This window comes from Clostridium sp. ETTB3 (assembly GCF_053571985.1).
Genome location: NZ_CP199832.1, coordinates 2,730,001 through 2,749,014, shown reverse-complemented (window position 1 = coordinate 2,749,014; position 19,014 = coordinate 2,730,001). Strand labels below are relative to the sequence as shown.

Sequence of the window (19,014 nt, the reverse complement as noted above, 5' to 3'; positions counted from 1 at the left end):
TTTAAATGAGAAAATTTCCAGCATCAATGATGACACAACATCCTGATAATGTAGAACAGTATATATCAATTCAGCAAGAACCGGAGGAAGCAATACAAGGACTAACAGCTCAGAATGAAGGTGGACTTGGAATAGAAGAGGTTATGATAGATTTTGAGGGGAAATTAACACCTTATCATCAAACATCGCAAATTGCTATTGGGTTAATAAGCAAAAATATAATACCTGGTAAAGATGTTAGAATAACGCCAAGAATACCAAATGCAAATAAGGAATCTGTATTTAGACAATTAATGAGTATAATGTCTATTGTTGAAACTAATGCACAAGCTTATCAATTAACAGGCATACAAGCTATAAGAGAAGTTGTTGTTCCTATGGTAGAGACAGGGGAAGAAATTGCAGAATTTCAGGAAAGGGTAAATTCAGTTATTGAGTTAGGAAATAAAAATTATCCTGTAAAATTTGAAGAAAATAGTGTAAGAATAATACCGTTAGTTGAAGATGTTCCTGCGCTAGTTAATGTTGATAAGATACTGAATGATTTTTATGAAATTTCAAAAAAGAAAAATTTTAATATAGAATATTTAAGGTTTATGATAGCTCGTTCTGATACAGCTATGTCATATGGGCTTATTTCTGGGGTATTATCAGTAGTAATGGCTATAGATAAAGCTTATAAATGGGGGGAAGAGCATGGAATAGAGATTGCACCTATATTAGGATGTGGTTCATTACCGTTTAGAGGTCATTTTACTGGTGAAAATATAGATAAGATATTACAAACTTATGCCGGAGTAAAAACTTTTACTTTCCAATCAGCATTAAGATATGATCATGGTCAAGGTGAAACTAAAAAGGCAGCTAAAGAACTTAAGGAAAAAATGGGAATGTATGAACCTAGGAAATTTTCTGAGGAAGATATAGCGCTTATGAAGGAATTTATAGGTATATTATCAAAGCATTATTTAACTACATTCTTGAAAATAATAAACACTGTTTCATTTGTATCTGATTTTATACCTAAAAATAGGGATAGATTAACTAAGGCTAAAACTGGACTAGAATATAATAGAGAAGTTGCTAATCTTGATAATATAGCAAATTTAGTAGTTGATGAAAAGTTAAAAGATGAAATATTAAATATAGATAATTCAACAGAATATGCTGTTCCAAGAGCTATTTCATTCACAGGTGCTATGTATACATTAGGAATGCCACCAGAATTATTAGGAATGGGGAGAGGACTTAAAGAAATTAAGGATAAGTTTGGTCAGCAAGGGATAAATAAATTAATTGAATTTTATCCTATGTTAAGAGATGATTTAGGATTTGCAGCTAGATTTGCCAATTCAGGGGTTAGTAAAAAGATAATAGATGAAAGTGCAAGGCAAGAGTATAAAGAAGACATGAAATATGTAAATGAAATACTAGATCTTGGATTAGATTATGAATTTATGAATGATAATGAATTTTACCATACGTTATTAAAAACGACTAGACCTATAATAATGCATTTAATAGGATTAGAGGATGATATAATTCAAAGTAAAACAGAAGAATTAAAAATTCTTAATGAATGGATTGTTAGAATGGGTAAAGTAAGAGGAAGTATAGGATAAATTTAATACTTAAAATAAAAAGTCGGCAATACCGACTTTTTTATTTTCTAGTTAAATCTATAAATTGATACTTTAAATTATTTTTTTCACTAGTATAAATTTCAGATTCAAATTCAATATTAAATTCATTAAAATCTATCTGTGGAAAAGTAGTGTCACCTTCAAATGATTCATAAATTTTTGTTAAGAAAATTTTATCCACAATGTGGATAACTTGTTTGTAAATATCTCCTCCACCTATTATAAATGCGTGTTTAGATGGATTTTTATAAGTGTTGATAACTTGAGATAAGTTGTGGATAACTTCTACATTAGGGTTATCCACAGAATAATTTTCATCTCTTGTTATTATTACATGCTTCCTATTAGGTAATACCCCTGGTAGTGATTCAAAAGTTTTTCTACCCATTATTATTATATTTCCAGAAGTTATAGATTTAAATCTTTTAAGATCTTCAGGAACATGCCATAAAAGCTTGTTATCTTTTCCAATAACATTATTTTCAGCCATAGCAACTATGATTGATAGCATTTAAACAGATACCTCCATTTTGATTGCTGGATGATATTTATAATCAATTAATTTAATATCATCTGCTGTAAAATCATAAAAGTTAGTTATTTCTGGATTAATCCAAAGTTTTGGAGCTTCATATTCGTCATTAGCTCTAGTTAACTGAAGCTTCATTCCTTCTACTTGGTTTTCGTATATGTGAGCATTATTAATTACATGAGTAAATAAGCCTGGTTTAAGACCAGTTACTTGTGCAATTAAATGAACTAGTACGGCATATTGAGACGTATTAAAAGGTACACCTAATGGAATATCTCCACTACGTTGAATTAACATACAGTTTAATTTACCATCTGTTACATCCCACAGAGTCATAAAACAACATGGTTGTAAAGTCATGTGAGGTAGATCTTCTATGTTCCACATAGTCATAAGCATTCTTCTATCCTGAGGATTTGTTTTTAATGTTTCGATAAGTTTATCGATTTGATTGAATTTAGCTATTTGATAACCATATCCACGACCGATAGTGTTATTTTCATCAACCCATTCATCCCAAATATGAACATTTTGTTCTTGTAATTTAGTAACATCATTAGATTGATCTCTATAAATCCAAAGCATTTCCTTAACTGCAGTTTTAAATGCAACAAATTTAGTAGTTAATATAGGAAATTCTTTTTCTAAATTAAACTGCATTATTTGATGTGGTAGCTTATATGTAGGCATACCTGTTCTATTGTTATCATAATATCCATTGTTTAATATGTCTTCAACTATACTTAAGTATTTTTTATCATAAAGACTCATATGAATACCTCCTAAAAATAAAAAATATATATGGATATTATTTTACTATAAAACATTAAAAAAATAAAAATGAAATAAGTCGAGAAAAACCTCTATTTGCCTAAAGGTTAAAAAAATAACAATATAATGCAAGGAATGCATGAGAAAATGTTAAAAAAATAACGAATAGAAATTTTAAAGAGTTTGTGAAATTAAAAGATAATTTAAGGCTTTGCAAAAATATGCAAAGAATATGCATAATAAAAAATAGGTATATTCTATAGAAAGACACAAAACTAAAACATGAATTTGGAAAACGGGAAAAATATTTAACTATTAATATAATTTGGTTATAATAATTAATAGAAAATACCACAAGGAAAGAGGTGATTGTATTGACATATACAGCTTTATATAGAGAATGGAGACCTAAAACATTTAATGATGTTGTGGGGCAAGAGCATATTACAACAACTTTAAAGAATCAAATATTAAACAACAGAATTGCTCATGCGTATCTTTTTTGTGGAACAAGAGGAACAGGTAAAACTTCTACAGCAAAAGTTTTTGCAAAAGCTTTAAACTGCCTTAATTTAAAAGAGGGAGAGCCATGCAATAAATGTGAAATGTGTAGAAAAATAAATGAAGGTTTAGCAATAGATGTTACCGAATTAGATGCAGCTTCAAATAATGGTGTTGATAAGATTAGAGATATTATTGATGATGTTAAATATCCACCACAAGAATCAAAATATAAAGTATATATAATGGACGAAGTACATATGTTATCAGCTGGGGCTGTTAATGCATTTTTAAAGACATTAGAGGAACCTCCTAATAATGTTATATTTATTTTAGCAACTACAGATCCTCAAAAGCTTCCTATTACAATTCTTTCAAGATGTCAAAGATTTGATTTTAAAAGAATAAATAATAGTGAGATAACAGCTAGACTTAAAAAAATAATAGATGATCAAAATATGTTAGCTGATGATAAAAGTTTAAATCTAATTGCAAGAGTTTCTGATGGAGCCATGAGAGATTCATTAAGTATATTGGATCAAGCAATATCTATGGGAAATGGAAATGTAGATTATAATACTGTAGTTAGTATGTTAGGACTAGTTACAAATGAGTATTTATTTAATTTAACCAATGCAGTAATTCAAAGAAATGTAGAAAAAAGTATTAAAGTAATTGAAGATGTTATTTATTCAGGGAAGGATATATATTTATTTATAAAAGATTTAATTTCACATTATAGAAATTTACTTATGGCAAAAGTAACTCATAATCCAGAAGAAGTTTTAGATATGTCTGAAGAAAATATAGAATTAATCAAAGAGCAAAGTTCTAGATTAAGAGCTGAGGAAATAATGAGATGTATAAGAATACTTCAAGAAGCAGAAAATAATGCTAAGTTAAGTAAACAAGCAAGATTATATTGTGAATTAGCTATAATTAAAATGTGTAAAATAGAATATGATACATCTAGTGAAGTTATGTTAACAAGATTAAATAAGCTAGAAGAAAGCTTAAGAAATGGAAGCATAAAGGTTTCTACAGTAGTACCTCAAGAAAATAATAGTAAAGATTTAAAGAAAAAAGATATAGTTATATCAAAGCAAGAAAGTAATATAAACCAAAATGAAAACTCTTATATTACTGGAAATTCAGATTCAAAAATTACTATAAATGATGTTCAAAAAGCTTGGAGAGATATATTAGAAGGGTTTAAGGCGAGAAGAGCAATGGTTATTGGTTCTTTACTTCAAACTGGAAGACCAGTATCATGTTCAAATGGAATAGTTACTGTTGAATTTGAACAACAATATAAATTTGGAAGAGATAGATTAAGCGAAAGTAAAAATACGCCTATTATAAATGAAGTTTTTTCAGAAATTTTAAAGGAAAATATTAAGGTAAATTTTGTGGTTGAAGAAGGTAATAAAATTGGAAAAAGCACAGAAGATATCTTAAGAGAAAAACTTGGTGAGGATTTTATTGATTTTATAGATGAATAAATATATGTAATTACTTTATTCTAGTAAATATGAGAAAAATACTATATAATAGAAAATAGATTTATTTGTTTTAAGGAGGTCATTTTATGGCAAGAGGTGGATTCCCAGGAGGTTTTGGGGGAGCAAACATGAACAATTTAATGAAGCAAGCACAAAAGCTTCAAAGAGATATGGAACAAGCACAAAAAGAACTTGAAAGCAAAGAATTTGAAGCTTCAGTTGGAGGCGGTGCTGTTGTAGTTAAGGTAAATGGTAAAAAAGAAGTTTTAGCTATAAATATAAAAGAAGAAGTTGTAGATCCAGATGATGTTGAAATGTTAGAAGATTTAGTGCTAAGTGCGATTAATGAAGCATTAAAGAAAGCAGATGAAGAAACTTCAAGCAAAATGGGTAAATTAACAGGTGGATTAAATATACCAGGAATGTTTTAATTAATAATGGGGCTGTCGCACTAAAAATTTTATACACAATATATTGTTTTAAAAAATAAAAATCAACACAATATATTGGAGTATTTATTCTTAATGCGACATCCCCTTTATTAATGGAAAAGGAGTGTAATTATGGATTTTTATCCAGTTGCTATAGAAAAATTAATTGAAGAATTTGCTAAGTTACCAAGTATTGGTCAAAAAACTGCTCAAAGGCTTACATTACATATTTTAAATTTACCAGAAGAAGAAGTTAAAGAATTTGCTTCAGCTTTAGTAAAGGCAAGGGGAACTATTAAGTACTGTTCTGTATGTGGAAATTTTACAGATAAGGATCCTTGTGCAATATGTGGTAATCCAAATAGAGATAAAAATATTATTTGTGTTGTTGAACAACCAAAGGATATTATGACAATGGAAAAGGTTAAGGAATTTAATGGAGTATATCATGTACTTCATGGAAATCTTTCACCAATGCAAGGAAGGGGCCCTCAAGATATAAAGATAAGAGAACTTGTTGCAAGAATGAGTGCTGATGTTAAGGAAGTAATAATTGCAACAAACCCTAATGTAGAGGGAGAAGCAACAGCAATGTATATATCTAGAATTCTTAAACCTTTAGAAGTTAAAGTAACTAGAATAGCATCAGGACTACCAGTTGGTGGAGATTTAGAATATGCTGATGAAGTAACACTTTCTAAAGCATTAGAAGGAAGAAAAGAAATTTAGAAAACATAAAATTATTTATAGGCTAAGATACTATTGCAATAGTAAATAAAAAACTCCTTCTTGTAATAATTGCTTATTTAAATTATTGCTAAGAGGGAGTTAGTTTTATTTAATTTATACAAATTTTTTACATGGCCTGAAATCTAAGAAGAATTTATTTCTTAACTTGTAAATTGACACTTAATATTTTTTATTATATTTAATAATGATATGCTACTCCAATACTTCCAGGTCCAACATGAAGTCCTATAAGTGGGCCGATTGATTGAATTTTAATGTTATCAATTCCTAACTTTTCTTCAAGCCTATTTGCCAGCTCTTTACCTTCATTTTCACAATTTATATGATGAACTATTAAGCCTTTTAATGGAGTTTTAGAATTTTGTTCTACAACAGTATCTATTATTGCATTTACAGCCTTTTTCTTAGTTCTGACTTTATTAAGCACAGTAGTTTTACCATCTTCAATTGTTAAAATTGGTCTTATTTGAAGTAATGAACCAAATAAAGCAGTTGCTCCACCAATTCGCCCACCTTTTTTTAAATAATCTAAAGTATCGGGAACAAATATAAATTTACTATTTTCAATAACATGTTTAGTTATAGAAACAACTTCATTTAATGATTTGTTTTCAGATGCCGCCTTAGCAGCTTCTAATATAGCATATCCTGCTTGCATACAATTACTCCTAGAATCTATCATAACTATATTAGCATTAGGATATTTTTCTAAAATCATTTCTTTAACTAAATTAGAGGTTGAAAATGTTCCACTCATATCAGAAGATAAGAAAATTCCTACTATATCATGCCCCTTTTTTACTTGAGTTTCTATTACATTATAAAAGTCAGTTATACTTGGTTGAGAAGAAGTTGGAATTGTTGAAGATTTAGCCATTTCTTTATAGAACCAATCATTTTCTAAATCAATTTCTCTATAGCTTTTTCCATTTAATAAGACATTAAGAGAAACTATGGAAATATTATATTTATCTATGTATTCTTTAGGCAAATAGCAAGTACTATCAGCTATTATTCTTATGCTCAAAAAAACACCTCCCAAATAATTCATATTATTTAAGGTATTATATCAAAGAAATTCAATTAAGTACACAAAGCATGTCCTTTATAGATTTTAAAATTTTGTTAATAAATATTTATTTTATGATTTTATATGAATGTATATATTTTTTATTTTAAATTTAATATATTAAGAATTAATTCAAATGAATAATATAGTAAAAAGTGGATATTATTTAAGATAAATATTTTTTAGGAGGCATAGTATGAATATAAAAAATGTTTTAGATTTAATATTAATGCATTATAGGGAAGATGATTCAATTGATCATAAAATATTAAAAGAAATGAATGAAGCAGTGATAGAACTTGAAGCTGCAGAATCAATGTTTAACTTTGTAAATGATCCTAATCTTATAGATGCTGCAATTTATAGGGAAGAAGCAGCAAAGAAAAAAGTTGATTATATATTATCTATTGCAAAACAAAGGTATTCTAATGAAGAAAATAAAATAAAAGATGAAATGGAAATATAATGAATATTCTTATATAATATAAAGTAATATAGTAATGATAGGAAAGTTATTTTATATTATGTAAGGAGTGATAAAATATGGAGCTAGAAATGATTATATATGCTATAGTTGGATTAGCTTTATTATATTTAATAATAAAATTATTAAAATGGCCTATAAAGTTATTAATAAATGGAATAGTAGGTGTAATTTTATTATATGTTGCTAATTTTATTGGAGAATATTTTAATTTTTATATTACTATTAATCCTATAACTGCTCTTATTGCTGGTTTTTTAGGTATTCCAGGAGTAATATTCTTAGTGATTTTTAAATTGTTTTTTTAAATAGAAATAGGGAATCTTCAGAAAATGAAGATTCCCTAAGTTTATATAGACGGGAGTTAGAAGATTTTCTTAATTGCTATAAGCGAAAAGCTTCTTTATACTTATATACTATTAAATTTTACTAAATTTGTTACAACTATTTAAAATAAGTTAGGGTGTAAACACTACATCCGCTTACACCCTTTTTTATATAAATAGTACAATTAAATAAATTAATTTATTTAATGTACTGTCTATATTATTAATTTACCCAGTTGATATATAAATATGTATGTAAATTGTTGTTAAAGATGAGATAAGAGTATATAATTTTTTTTATGTAATTAAAAATAATAAAATTTAAATTAGTATTTTATATCTAATAGTTATATTTAAAGGAAGGTGTATTAAATGCCAGCTGGTAATGGTGTAAATTGTAGATACTGTCCAGAACTTGAATTAGGAAGATGTGATGGAACAGATGAAGGATGTTTATGCTATAAGTGTCCAAGACATTTAGGACAATGCAAATGTGTTAAATATTGTAGAGAAACAGAGTCAATATTAATATTTGATGATGAAAATGGGAGCTATTAAAATAGAGGGCACTGAAAAACATTAAGTTTTTCAGTGCCCTCATTAAAATACGGCTTCTTTTTTTATACCATTAAATAGAATTAATTTATGTAATCTATATAATAAAAAGCAAAATAGTAAGAGTATATAGTTGTAAAAAAAGTAAAAAAGTAGTAAAATATCAAAAAGCAATAAATAAAAATATAATATTTGGGGGCGTAAAAATGATTAAGGTATTAGCAAACGATGGTTTGCAAAAAGAGGCAATTGATAAGTTAACTTCAATGGGGTTTGAAGTTGTTAATTTTCATTATGATAAGGATGAGTTAGGCAATATTTTAAAAAAATTTGATGTACTTATAATAAGATCTGCAACAAAAGTAACATCAGATGTAATAGATATTGAAGCAGGTGGAAAGCTTAAATTAATTATAAGAGCTGGAGTGGGAATAGATAATATTGATGTTAAATATGCTAATGAAAAAGGAATAATAGTGAAGAATACTCCTAATGCAAGTTCAGATTCTGTTGCAGAATTAGCCATTGCTCATATGTTTGCAGTAGCAAGGTTCTTAGGAGCATCAAATTATACAATGAGAATAGGTGAATGGAACAAGAAAAAGTATGAAGGAATCGAGTTAAGTGGTAAGATTCTTGGAATTATAGGAATGGGAAGGATAGGAAGAGCATTAGCAACTAAGGCAACTGCATTGGGAATGAAGGTTGTTTATAATGATATTTTTGGAAAGCAAAATAACATTCCATATGAATTTTTAGAATTTGATGATTTGTTAAGTAAATCTGATTTTATTTCATTACATGTACCTTATGATAAAAATAAAGGTCCTGTGATAGGAAAAGATGAAATAGAAAAAATGAAAGATGGAGCATATTTAATTAATTGTGCTAGAGGAAAGGTTGTTGATGAAATAGAATTATTAAATGCTTTAAATACTGGTAAGATAGCAGGGGCAGGAATTGATGTATTTGAAGAAGAGCCAACTAAAAATAATGAATTAATAAATCATCCTAATGTTAGTGTTACACCGCATATTGGAGCTTCAACTAAGGAAGCTCAAAAAAGAATAGGAGAAGAAGTAATAACAACTATAATAAATTATTTTTCAAGTGATATTTCTTCTATTAATGCTAAAACTATAGAATCTATATAATTACATTAATTTAAATTAAAAAGCAAATTAAGGAGGATACTAATGGCAATTATAAAACCATTTAAAGCATATAGACCTATAGAGGAATTAGCTTCAAAAATTGCAGCATTACCTTATGATGTAATGAATGCTGAAGAAGCACGTGAAATGGCAAAAGGAAATAAATATTCATTTTTATATGTTGATAGAGGTGAAATTAATTTCCCAGAGAAAGTTAATATATATGGCGAAGAAGTGTATAAAGAATCAAGAGAAGTATTAGATAAAATGATAGAAAATAAATATTACTTTCAAGATAAAAATTCGTATTTTTATATTTATAGACAAACTATGAATGGAAAAAGTCAAGTTGGATTAGTAGTTTGTGCTTCAGTAGATGATTATATAAATAATGTAATTAAAAAGCATGAAAAAACTAGAGCAGATAAAGAGTTAGATAGAATAAATCACGTTGATTATTGTGATGCACATACTGGTCCTATATTTTTAACTTATAGAGAAAATAATGATATTTCTAAAATAATTAATGAAAGTATAAAAGAAAAACCTGTTTATGATTTTATATCAGATGATGGAAATGGTCATACTGTATGGGTAATTAGTAATAAAGAAAAAATAGATAAATTAATTAGGTTATTTAATGATGTAAATTATATGTATATTGCAGATGGACATCATAGAATAAAGTCTGCTGTTGAGGTATGTTTAAAAAGAAGAAGAGAAAATCCTAATTATACTGGAAAAGAAGGATTTAATTATTTTTTAGCTATAGCATATCCTGATAGTGAACTTGATGTTTTAGATTATAATAGAACTGTAAAAGACTTAAATGGACTTTCAAAAGAAGAGTTTTTAAAAGCAATACAAAAGAAATTCATTATTGAAAAAACACCAAATAATGAAAGATTTAAGCCTAATGAAAAGCATACATTTGGAATGTATATTGATAATGAGTGGTTTAAATTAAAGGCTAGAGAAGGAACATTTGATAAAAATGATCCAACTGATAGGTTAGATGTTTCTATTCTTCAAAATAATTTATTATCTCCTATATTAGGAATTGATGATCCTACAAAATCAGATAGAATTGAATTTATAGGTGGAATAAGAGGATTAAGAGAATTAGAAAAGAGGGCTAATACTGATATGAGGGTAAGTTTTGCAATGTATCCTACTACAATTGAAGATATAATGAGCATTGCAGATGCAGGAAAGATAATGCCACCTAAATCTACTTGGTTTGAACCAAAGCCTAGGAGTGGATTATTTATTCACAAGCTTACAGAAATTCATGAATAATAATTAATATTAAAATAAGAGGGCTATATTAAATAAAATATAATAAAAAATTGGGGAGGCATTTTTATGTCAAGAGTATATAATTTTGCAGCTGGGCCAGCTGTTTTACCAGAAGAGGTTCTTAAAGAAGCTGCAGATGAAATGTTAGATTATAATGGTACAGGAATGTCTGTTATGGAAATGAGTCATCGTTCTAAGGATTTTGAGGTAATAATTCAAGATGCGGAAAGAAATTTAAGGGAATTAATGAATATTCCTAATAATTACAAGGTATTATTCCTTCAAGGTGGGGCATCAATGCAATTTGCAATGGTACCTATGAATTTAATGAAAAATAGAGTTGCAGATTATATTATAACAGGACAATGGGCTAAAAAAGCGGCAACAGAAGCTGAGAAATTTGGAAAAGTTAATGTATTAGCAACATCAGCAGATAAAACTTTTTCTTATATTCCTGATATGAGTAAAATAAAAGTTAGTAATGATGCAGATTATGTGTATATATGTCATAACAATACTATTTATGGAACAACATATCATACTTTACCAGATACTAAAGAAAAAATTTTAGTTGCTGATATGTCATCAGATATATTGTCACAACCAATTGATGTTACACAATATGGATTAATATTTGCAGGGGTACAAAAAAATATTGGACCTGCTGGAACTGTTATTGTAATTATAAGAGAAGATTTAATTACTGATGATGTTCTTAATGGAACTCCAACAATGCTTAAATATAAAATACACTCAGATAATAATTCTTTATATAATACCCCACCAGCTTATGGAATTTATATTTGTGGAAAAGTATTTAAGCATCTTAAAAAACTTGGCGGATTAGAAGTTATGAAGGTAAGAAATGAAGAAAAGGCTAAAATACTTTATGATTATTTAGATTCGAGTAAATTATTTAATGGTACAGTTGTAAAGGAGGATCGTTCTTTAATGAATGTTCCATTTATAACTGGAAATAAAGAGTTAGATGATAAGTTTATAAAGGAAGCTAAAAAAGTTGGAATTGAAAATATAAGGGGGCATAGAACTGTAGGTGGAATGAGAGCAAGTATTTATAATGCAATGCCAATTGAAGGTGTTAAATATTTAGTAGAATTTATGAAAAAGTTTGAAGAGGAAAATAAGTAAAAAAAGGGATGTCGCATTAAGAATAAATACTACAATATATTGTGTATAAAAGTTTTAGTGCGACAGCCACTTTTTTATTATTGAAGTTTATTTAACATTGTTTTTAATATGAATGTTGAGTTTTTTACACCGATTGGAGTAAATTTTTCAAAATCCATGTGAGCTCCGTTATTAGCATTATCAGAAATAGATCTGATAACAACACAAGGAATATTATTTAAATAGCAAACATGAGCTATGCTTGCACCTTCCATTTCACAAGCTAAGGCATTAAATTCTTTTTCTAACCAATGAATTTTATCTAATGAAGCAACAAACATATCACCGGAAACTATTCTTCCAGAAAAAGTTTTGAAATCAGAGGCTTCGGCACATGCAGCTTTAGCTGTTTCAACTAATTTTTCATCACATTTAAAGTCAAAAGTATCAAGTCTAGGAATTTGTCCAATAGGATCCCCGAAAGCAGTAGTATCCATATCATATTGAACTAAGTTTTCCGCTATAACAACATCTCCAGGGAAGATATCTTTTCCGATTCCACCTGCAACACCAACGTTTATTACAGAAGAAACATTGTATTCAGATACAAGTATTTGAGTACAAACAGCAGCGTTTACTTTACCAATTCCGCATACTACAGCAACAACATCGTGTCCCCATAATCTTCCTTTATGAAATTTCATTTTTGCTTTTTCTTCAACCTTTTCTAATTCCATGTCCTTTAATAGAATTTCTAATTCTTCAGACATAGCGCCTATTATTCCTAAAATCATATTAGACCTCCATATATAGATATAGTTTTACATAAAATATATTATATACTTTCATTTAATTATTTGATAGTAGGGAAATATAAATATAGAATAAAACCATTATTTTAGTTACTTGTATAAATAGTTGCTATAGTTTAAAATAAGTAACAATATATTATAAATAATTATTAAAGGAGAAATTTAAAATGCCATTAAATGAATTTTGTAGAACTGAATTATTAGTTGGTGAAGAGGGAATAGCTAAGTTACATAATTCAAAAGTTATTGTTTTTGGAATTGGAGGAGTAGGAAGTTTTGTTGTTGAAGCATTAACAAGAGCAGGAGTTGGAAACTTAATATTAGTAGATAATGATACTATATGCATTTCAAACATAAATAGACAAATTCATGCAAGACAATCTACAGTAGGGATGATAAAAGTAGAAGCAATGAAAGAAAGAGTTATTTCTATAAATCCAAATTGTAATGTAGAAGCAAAACAAGTATTTATTACAGCAGAGAATATATCAGAAATTATCCCATCAGATGTTGATTATGTGGTAGATGCAATAGATACTGTTACATCAAAATTAGCTTTAGCTGAATATTGTTACAAAAATAATATAAATATAATAAGTTCAATGGGTACAGGAAATAAAATAGATCCAACTCAATTTAGAGTTTCAGATGTATTTAAAACAAAAGTATGTCCTTTAGCAAAAGTTATGAGATATGAATTAAGAAAAAGAGGAGTTAAAAAGTTAAAGGTTGTTTATTCAGAAGAAATGCCAATGACTCCAGATAAGGGAAGAGCAGTACCATCTCAAAAAAGACAAACTCCAGGAAGTATATCATTTGTACCTCCAGTAGCAGGAATGATAATAGGTGGAGAAGTTATAAAGGATTTAACTGGATTAAATAAATAATAATTTAACATAGAAATGAAAAAAGGGAGAATTACTATTTTAGTAATCTCTCTTTTATGTATTTAATTTATTGAGATAATATTAATGTTATATTATAGTGTTCTCCTGTTAAATTAAAAAGAAGAGCTTCTAATGATTTTTGTGAATTTTGGAGTGTTTGATTAAAAAAGTTTTGATTATTCATTTGCTTGCGAAACATATCATTAGCACTTGAGTAAAGTTCATTTATTTCTTCAGAAGAAAGTTTTAAATCTCCAAATCTAAAAAAACCAACTTCTGTATCACCATAAATCGTTTTATTTTCATCAATATCAATGCTAAAAATATCAATTTTAGGAACTGTAATTTTTATGTCTTTAGTAGAATTATTTATTTTTATATTATTATTAGATAATGATGAAAAATCGATTGAATAGGAACAATTAGCAAAGAAGGTAATTTTCTTTGATTTTTTAAATATATCTAAATTAAAATAAGTATTATCAACAGTTAAGGTTTGACTAAGTTCTATTTCTAGTGGAATTAGTTTATTAACATCTTTTATTTTATTAATTATAGTGTCTTCAGTTAAAATATTATTAGATTGTATATTTAATGATTGTGGCAATAATTTTTGTATTTTAGTTGGATATTTAATATATATAAACACTAACAATATTAATAAAAACAAAAAAATTTTTTTAAAAACATTACTAGTGTTTTTCTTTTTATATATATAAATAATACTCACCTCATTTAGATTTAATATAATAATTTACAAATTAATATATTAAGAGAAATAATAGGATATTCCATTAATTAAGAGTTGAGTTTTAACATAAAGATTAGTTGAGTTTTTTATTAGTTTATTTGTATAATAATAATATCTTAAAATATGGGTTAGGAGAATTAGCATGAATAATCAAAAGGGAGTAAATATAGAGCTTATAAAAGGTACGTTAGATGATTATATAATTAAAGATAAAGATAAAATAGTAATAGGAAGATTTACTATAACAGAGCTTGATAAAGAAAATAAAAAATGCAATTTGAAGTTAAGGTTTTATAGAGAAGATAATTATGATTTATTAAAGGTAACTTTAGAAGCAATATTGAAAGCTATATTTAAAGATAATAATATTTTTAAGGTTAATATAACGGTTAGTGAAAATATAAATTTAAAACCATTCTTAGATAGTGGATTTGTACTAGAAGCTATTTTTACAGATAATATATTTATAAAGGGAAGTTTTTATGATGAATTAAGCTTTGGAATTAATAGACATGATTATTTAAATTCAAATAGAGCTAATATAGTTGAATTAGTAGGTAAAAATGTAGTAGTTAGAAATTTTACACCTGATGATGCACAAGAATTATTAGAGTATTATATAAGAAACAATGAACATTTAAGAGAGTTTGAACCGGTAAGGGATAATAGTTTTTTTACTTATGAAGCTCAAAGGGAGCTATTGCTAGAAAGTTATAGACAATTAATGACTGGAGTAGGAAGTGATTTAGGAATATATCTAGATGGAAAACTTATTGGAAAAGCTAAAATTTCAAATATTGTTTATGGAGTATTTAAAAATGGAATATTAGGATATTCTATAGATAAGAATTATGAAGGAAGAGGATATATGAAAGAATCTATAAGCCTAATAATAAATTATGCAAAAGATTATTTAGATTTACATAGATTAGAAGCTTCTGTATTAACGACTAATGAAAGATCAAAGGGAGTTTTATTATCTTGTGGATTTGAAGAAATAGGTCTTAATAAACAGTATTTGTATATAAACGGAAAATGGAGTGATCATATTACATTTTATAAAATTCTTTAAATTCACTCGGAGGTAATTGCTATGGGAGTTAATATAAAAAAAGGGATTGTAATCAAAGCCTTAAACAATAATATGGTTCTTATTAAGGAACAAGGAGTAGAAAAGATTTTATTGGCTAAAGGAATCGGATTCAATAAAAAGTTTGGAGATATTTTAGAAGATAATTTAGAAGTAGATAAAGTTTTTTCAATTGAAGATAAAAAAAATCAAGAAAACTTAAAGGAAGTTTATAATAGGGTTGATGGTGAATTTGTAGCTATTTGTGAAGAGGCATTGGCTGAAATATCAGAAGAATTAGGTGAGGAGCTTAATGAAACAATACATATTGGATTAATAGATCATTTAGCTATAGCAATGAAGAGGTTAAAAAACAAAGAACAAATAAATAATCCTTTTATTGTAGAAATTGAAACATTATATAGTGTTGAATTTGAAATGGCAAAGAAGATAGTAAATAAGTTACAAGACAAATATGAAATAGATTTTCCAGAAGGAGAAATTGGATTTATAACTTTACATATACATTCTGCAAGAAATGGAAAGATGCTTTCTAATAGTATTAAATATAGTTATTTATCAAATAAAATAATAATTTATATAGAAGAAAAGTTTAATTCTAAAATAGATAAGAGATCTTTAGATTATGCTAGATTTTTGTCACATGTTAGGTTTACTATTGAGAGAGTATTAACAGATACAGTTTTAAAAAATGATTTAACTGAAATTATTAAGAAGTCATATCCTGTATCTTATGAAATAGCAGAAGGGGCTTCTAAGATAATAGAAGAAACACTTGATAAAAAAGTATACGATGATGAAGTTGCATATATAGCAATGCATGTTGAAAGGTTTAGAGTAGCATTACAAAAATAAAATAGCTCTAAAGCAGCTTTATGTTAAACAGCCCCCTGTCACTTGAACAGAGGGCTATTTGGTTTTGGGGTTTTATTAACTATTTTTTATTTTAAATCTCGAAATTTAAAACTACATCTTTACCAGCAGTAACTGATCCGGATTCAACTGCATTAATTGATTTAGCAGCATCTACATTAGTTATTAAGACTGGAGTAGCAAGAGATAATCCTTTTCCTAAGATGAATTCTCTATCAATTTTGATTATAGGAGTACCAGCTTTTACCTTTGTACCAGCTTCAACTAATTGTTCAAAACCTTCACCATTTAATCCAACTGTATCAACACCTATATGAACTAATAATTCTAATCCATTTTCTAATGTCATTGCAAATGCATGCTTAGTTTTGAATACTAATGATAATTCTCCATCAGCAGGAGCAACAACTGTATCACCAGTTACCATTATAGCAGCTCCATCTCCAGCCATTTTACCAGCAAAAACTGGGTCTGGTACTTCAGATAAAGGAATTAAATCTCCGTTTGCAACTGCAACTAAAGCATTTTTTGGTGCTTCAGAAGCAATATTTGATTCTACTTTTGTTTCAGATTTTCCAAATAATTTCTTAAAAAAATTAGCCATAATATTTCCTGATTAAAATCAGGGTTCACATCCTTTCTAAAAATAAGATTACACAATTTTTATAGGTATAAAATAAAAAGGCATAAGTATATCTTTAATTAAAGATTAACTTATGCCTGATTTAACAGTAACACGTTTCATAATAAATTATATATTTTTGATAATAATATGTCAATATGTCACAGTAAATAATTAGGAAATCAAAAAAAAGAAAACGTTGACAAAAATGAATAATAACTTTATAATAAAAAAGTAATAATTAAATTTACGTTTAAGTTATGAGGCGTGCAACCATGTAAAAATGGGCATTAGCTGAAAGGAATGTATTATATTCTTTTCAGCTTTTTTTATTTGTAAAATGGCATTTTTGCAAGTCTTGTAAAATTAACAAAAGAGGAGATAGGAGGAGCTCTATTATGATGAAGTATTTACAAAAGTTGGGTAAATCATTAATGCTTCCTGTTGCATGTTTACCAGTAGCTGCAATTCTTATGGGGATTGGATACTGGATAGATCCTACAGGATGGGGAGCAAATAATATTGCAGCAGCATTTTTAATTAAAGCAGGGAGCGCATTAGTAGATAATATGGCAATATTATTTGCTATTGGTGTTGGTGTTGGTATGTCAGATGATAATGATGGTACAGCAGGATTAGCTGGGCTTGTTTCATGGTTAATGATTACAACATTATTATCAACAGATGCAGTTGCAATGTTTAAAGGAATAGATGTAGAGTTAGTACCAGCTGCATTTTCAAAGATTCAAACTCAATTTATTGGTATAATAGCAGGGTTAATAGGTGCAGGATGTTACAATAAGTTTAAAAACACTAAGTTGCCACCAGCTTTAGGATTTTTTAGTGGTAAGAGATGTGTTGCTATAGTAACTGCTGCAATGTCATTAGTTGCAACAATAATATTATTATTTGTATGGCCAGTTGTATATGGAGGATTAGTTTCATTTGGTGAACTTATAGTTTCTACTGGAGCAGTAGGAGCTGGTATATACGGTTTTTCAAATAGAATATTAATTCCATTTGGTCTTCACCATGCATTAAATTCAGTATTTTGGTTTGATGTTGCTGGTATAAATGATATTGCTAAGTTCTGGGGAACTGCAGAAGGTGGAATTTTAGGTCAAACAGGTATGTATATGGCAGGATTTTTCCCAGTTATGATGTTTGGGTTACCAGCAGCAGCTTTAGCTATGTATCATACAGCTAAAGATAATAAAAAGAAAGCTATAGCAGGTTTATTATTAGCTGCAGGATTAGCATCATTCTTTACAGGTGTTACAGAACCATTAGAATTTGCATTTATGTTCTTGGCACCAGGATTATATGTAGTACATGCAGTATTAACTGGTATTACATTTGGTGTTGTTGCTGCACTTCCAGTAAGAGCTGGATTTAACTTTAGTGCTGGTTTAGTAGACTGGATTTTAAGTTTTAAGGCGCCATTTGCTGAAAATCCACTTTGGTTAATAGGAATTGGATTAATTGTTGCAGTTATATATTATGTAATATTTAGATTTGTTATAACTAAATTTAACTTAAAAACTCCAGGTAGGGAAGATGATGAAGAATTAGGAAATGAAGAAACAAAAATTTCTAATAGTGATTTTACTAAAAGAGCAGAAATTATTTTAGAAGGATTAGGTGGAAAAGATAATTTAGTTAGTATTGATAACTGTGTAACAAGATTACGTTTAGAGGTTAAAGATTATGAAAAGATAAATGAAAAGACTATAAAGTCATCAGGTATTTCAGGAATAATTAGACCTGGAAAAACAAGTATACAAATAATAGTAGGTACACAAGTTCAATTCGTAGCAGATGAATTAAAGAAATT

20 protein-coding genes (1 of these 20 only partly in view) are annotated in these 19,014 nt (G+C 27.7%); 14 read left to right on the top strand and 6 right to left on the bottom strand.

Translation table 11 applies throughout. The features are described 5' to 3' along the window. The first annotated feature begins 5 nt into the window (after positions 1 to 5). Complete coding sequence (ppcA, locus tag ACUN06_RS13075; RefSeq protein ID WP_291733396.1) at positions 6 to 1,622, top strand: phosphoenolpyruvate carboxylase; 1,617 nt, start codon at positions 6 to 8, stop codon at positions 1,620 to 1,622. 40 nt (positions 1,623 to 1,662) lie between these two features. Here ppcA and ACUN06_RS13070 read toward each other — a convergent pair whose 3' ends face one another. Both ACUN06_RS13070 and ACUN06_RS13065 read right to left on the bottom strand, forming a co-directional pair. Then, positions 1,663 to 2,154 (bottom strand): dihydrofolate reductase, encoded by a 492-nt coding sequence (locus tag ACUN06_RS13070; RefSeq protein ID WP_291733398.1) that lies wholly within the window; start codon positions 2,152 to 2,154, stop codon positions 1,663 to 1,665. Beyond that, the gene (locus ACUN06_RS13065) at positions 2,155 to 2,946 is read right to left on the bottom strand and encodes a thymidylate synthase (protein ID WP_291733401.1); all 792 of its coding nucleotides are present in this window, start codon (positions 2,944 to 2,946) and stop codon (positions 2,155 to 2,157) included. Between the two features lie 374 nt (positions 2,947 to 3,320). Here ACUN06_RS13065 and dnaX point away from each other — a divergent pair, with 374 nt between their 5' ends. The 3 genes from dnaX (at position 3,321) to recR (ending at position 6,109) form a co-directional block, all read left to right on the top strand. Further along, positions 3,321 to 4,949: a DNA polymerase III subunit gamma/tau gene (dnaX, locus tag ACUN06_RS13060; protein WP_449389931.1), complete on the top strand. Its 1,629-nt coding sequence runs from the start codon at positions 3,321 to 3,323 to the stop codon at positions 4,947 to 4,949. Positions 4,950 to 5,035: 86 nt separating this feature from the next. After that, on the top strand, positions 5,036 to 5,380 hold the full coding sequence (locus ACUN06_RS13055; RefSeq protein ID WP_291733405.1) for a YbaB/EbfC family nucleoid-associated protein: 345 nt from the start codon (positions 5,036 to 5,038) through the stop codon (positions 5,378 to 5,380). 132 nt (positions 5,381 to 5,512) lie between these two features. Then, complete coding sequence (recR, locus tag ACUN06_RS13050) at positions 5,513 to 6,109, top strand: recombination mediator RecR (protein WP_291733407.1); 597 nt, start codon at positions 5,513 to 5,515, stop codon at positions 6,107 to 6,109. A 199-nt stretch (positions 6,110 to 6,308) separates the two neighbouring features. Here recR and ACUN06_RS13045 read toward each other — a convergent pair whose 3' ends face one another. Continuing rightward, positions 6,309 to 7,157 carry a DegV family protein gene (locus ACUN06_RS13045; protein ID WP_449389930.1) on the bottom strand — a complete coding sequence of 283 codons (849 nt, stop codon included), beginning with the start codon at positions 7,155 to 7,157 and terminating at the stop codon, positions 6,309 to 6,311. 238 nt (positions 7,158 to 7,395) lie between these two features. On the opposite strand from ACUN06_RS13045, the gene ACUN06_RS13040 reads away from it, so the two are divergent. The 6 genes from ACUN06_RS13040 (at position 7,396) to serC (ending at position 12,166) form a co-directional block, all read left to right on the top strand. After that, complete coding sequence (locus tag ACUN06_RS13040; protein WP_291733413.1) at positions 7,396 to 7,665, top strand: DUF2508 family protein; 270 nt, start codon at positions 7,396 to 7,398, stop codon at positions 7,663 to 7,665. A 77-nt stretch (positions 7,666 to 7,742) separates the two neighbouring features. Further along, complete coding sequence (locus ACUN06_RS13035) at positions 7,743 to 7,991, top strand: pro-sigmaK processing inhibitor BofA family protein (protein ID WP_294162996.1); 249 nt, start codon at positions 7,743 to 7,745, stop codon at positions 7,989 to 7,991. A gap of 390 nt (positions 7,992 to 8,381) precedes the next feature. Further along, positions 8,382 to 8,567, top strand: a complete 186-nt coding sequence (locus tag ACUN06_RS13030) for a hypothetical protein (protein WP_291734402.1) — start codon at positions 8,382 to 8,384, stop codon at positions 8,565 to 8,567. 203 nt (positions 8,568 to 8,770) lie between these two features. Next, positions 8,771 to 9,718 (top strand): D-2-hydroxyacid dehydrogenase, encoded by a 948-nt coding sequence (locus tag ACUN06_RS13025; protein ID WP_294162997.1) that lies wholly within the window; start codon positions 8,771 to 8,773, stop codon positions 9,716 to 9,718. A gap of 42 nt (positions 9,719 to 9,760) precedes the next feature. After that, positions 9,761 to 11,017 (top strand): DUF1015 domain-containing protein, encoded by a 1,257-nt coding sequence (locus ACUN06_RS13020; protein WP_449389929.1) that lies wholly within the window; start codon positions 9,761 to 9,763, stop codon positions 11,015 to 11,017. 66 nt (positions 11,018 to 11,083) lie between these two features. Next, positions 11,084 to 12,166, top strand: coding sequence for a 3-phosphoserine/phosphohydroxythreonine transaminase (serC, locus tag ACUN06_RS13015; RefSeq protein ID WP_294162998.1), 1,083 nt, complete (start codon positions 11,084 to 11,086; stop codon positions 12,164 to 12,166). Between the two features lie 77 nt (positions 12,167 to 12,243). On the opposite strand, the gene ACUN06_RS13010 is transcribed toward serC, so the two are convergent. Beyond that, on the bottom strand, positions 12,244 to 12,939 hold the full coding sequence (locus ACUN06_RS13010; RefSeq protein WP_291734410.1) for a 5'-methylthioadenosine/adenosylhomocysteine nucleosidase: 696 nt from the start codon (positions 12,937 to 12,939) through the stop codon (positions 12,244 to 12,246). Between the two features lie 185 nt (positions 12,940 to 13,124). Between ACUN06_RS13010 and ACUN06_RS13005 the strand changes: the two genes are divergently transcribed. Then, complete coding sequence (locus ACUN06_RS13005) at positions 13,125 to 13,844, top strand: tRNA threonylcarbamoyladenosine dehydratase (protein WP_291734412.1); 720 nt, start codon at positions 13,125 to 13,127, stop codon at positions 13,842 to 13,844. Positions 13,845 to 13,911: 67 nt separating this feature from the next. Here the strand turns inward: ACUN06_RS13005 and ACUN06_RS13000 are convergent, their stop codons facing one another. Then, the gene (locus ACUN06_RS13000) at positions 13,912 to 14,514 is read right to left on the bottom strand and encodes a DUF4230 domain-containing protein (protein ID WP_412656412.1); all 603 of its coding nucleotides are present in this window, start codon (positions 14,512 to 14,514) and stop codon (positions 13,912 to 13,914) included. Between the two features lie 223 nt (positions 14,515 to 14,737). Between ACUN06_RS13000 and ACUN06_RS12995 the strand changes: the two genes are divergently transcribed. Together ACUN06_RS12995 and ACUN06_RS12990 are read left to right on the top strand one after the other, a co-directional pair. Continuing rightward, the gene (locus ACUN06_RS12995; protein WP_294399571.1) at positions 14,738 to 15,667 is read left to right on the top strand and encodes a GNAT family N-acetyltransferase; all 930 of its coding nucleotides are present in this window, start codon (positions 14,738 to 14,740) and stop codon (positions 15,665 to 15,667) included. A 21-nt stretch (positions 15,668 to 15,688) separates the two neighbouring features. After that, the gene (locus ACUN06_RS12990) at positions 15,689 to 16,540 is read left to right on the top strand and encodes a PRD domain-containing protein (protein ID WP_291734418.1); all 852 of its coding nucleotides are present in this window, start codon (positions 15,689 to 15,691) and stop codon (positions 16,538 to 16,540) included. Between the two features lie 91 nt (positions 16,541 to 16,631). On the opposite strand, the gene ACUN06_RS12985 is transcribed toward ACUN06_RS12990, so the two are convergent. Beyond that, a complete protein-coding gene (locus ACUN06_RS12985) occupies positions 16,632 to 17,162 on the bottom strand; it encodes a PTS sugar transporter subunit IIA (RefSeq protein WP_291734419.1) in 531 nt (176 codons plus the stop codon). Between the two features lie 416 nt (positions 17,163 to 17,578). On the opposite strand from ACUN06_RS12985, the gene nagE reads away from it, so the two are divergent. After that, on the top strand, positions 17,579 to 19,014 hold the 5' portion of the coding sequence (gene nagE / locus ACUN06_RS12980; RefSeq protein WP_449389928.1) for an N-acetylglucosamine-specific PTS transporter subunit IIBC. 10 nt of this gene lie beyond the right edge of the window; 1,436 of the gene's 1,446 nt are visible here — the first part of the coding sequence; it begins with the start codon at positions 17,579 to 17,581; its stop codon lies off the right edge, out of view.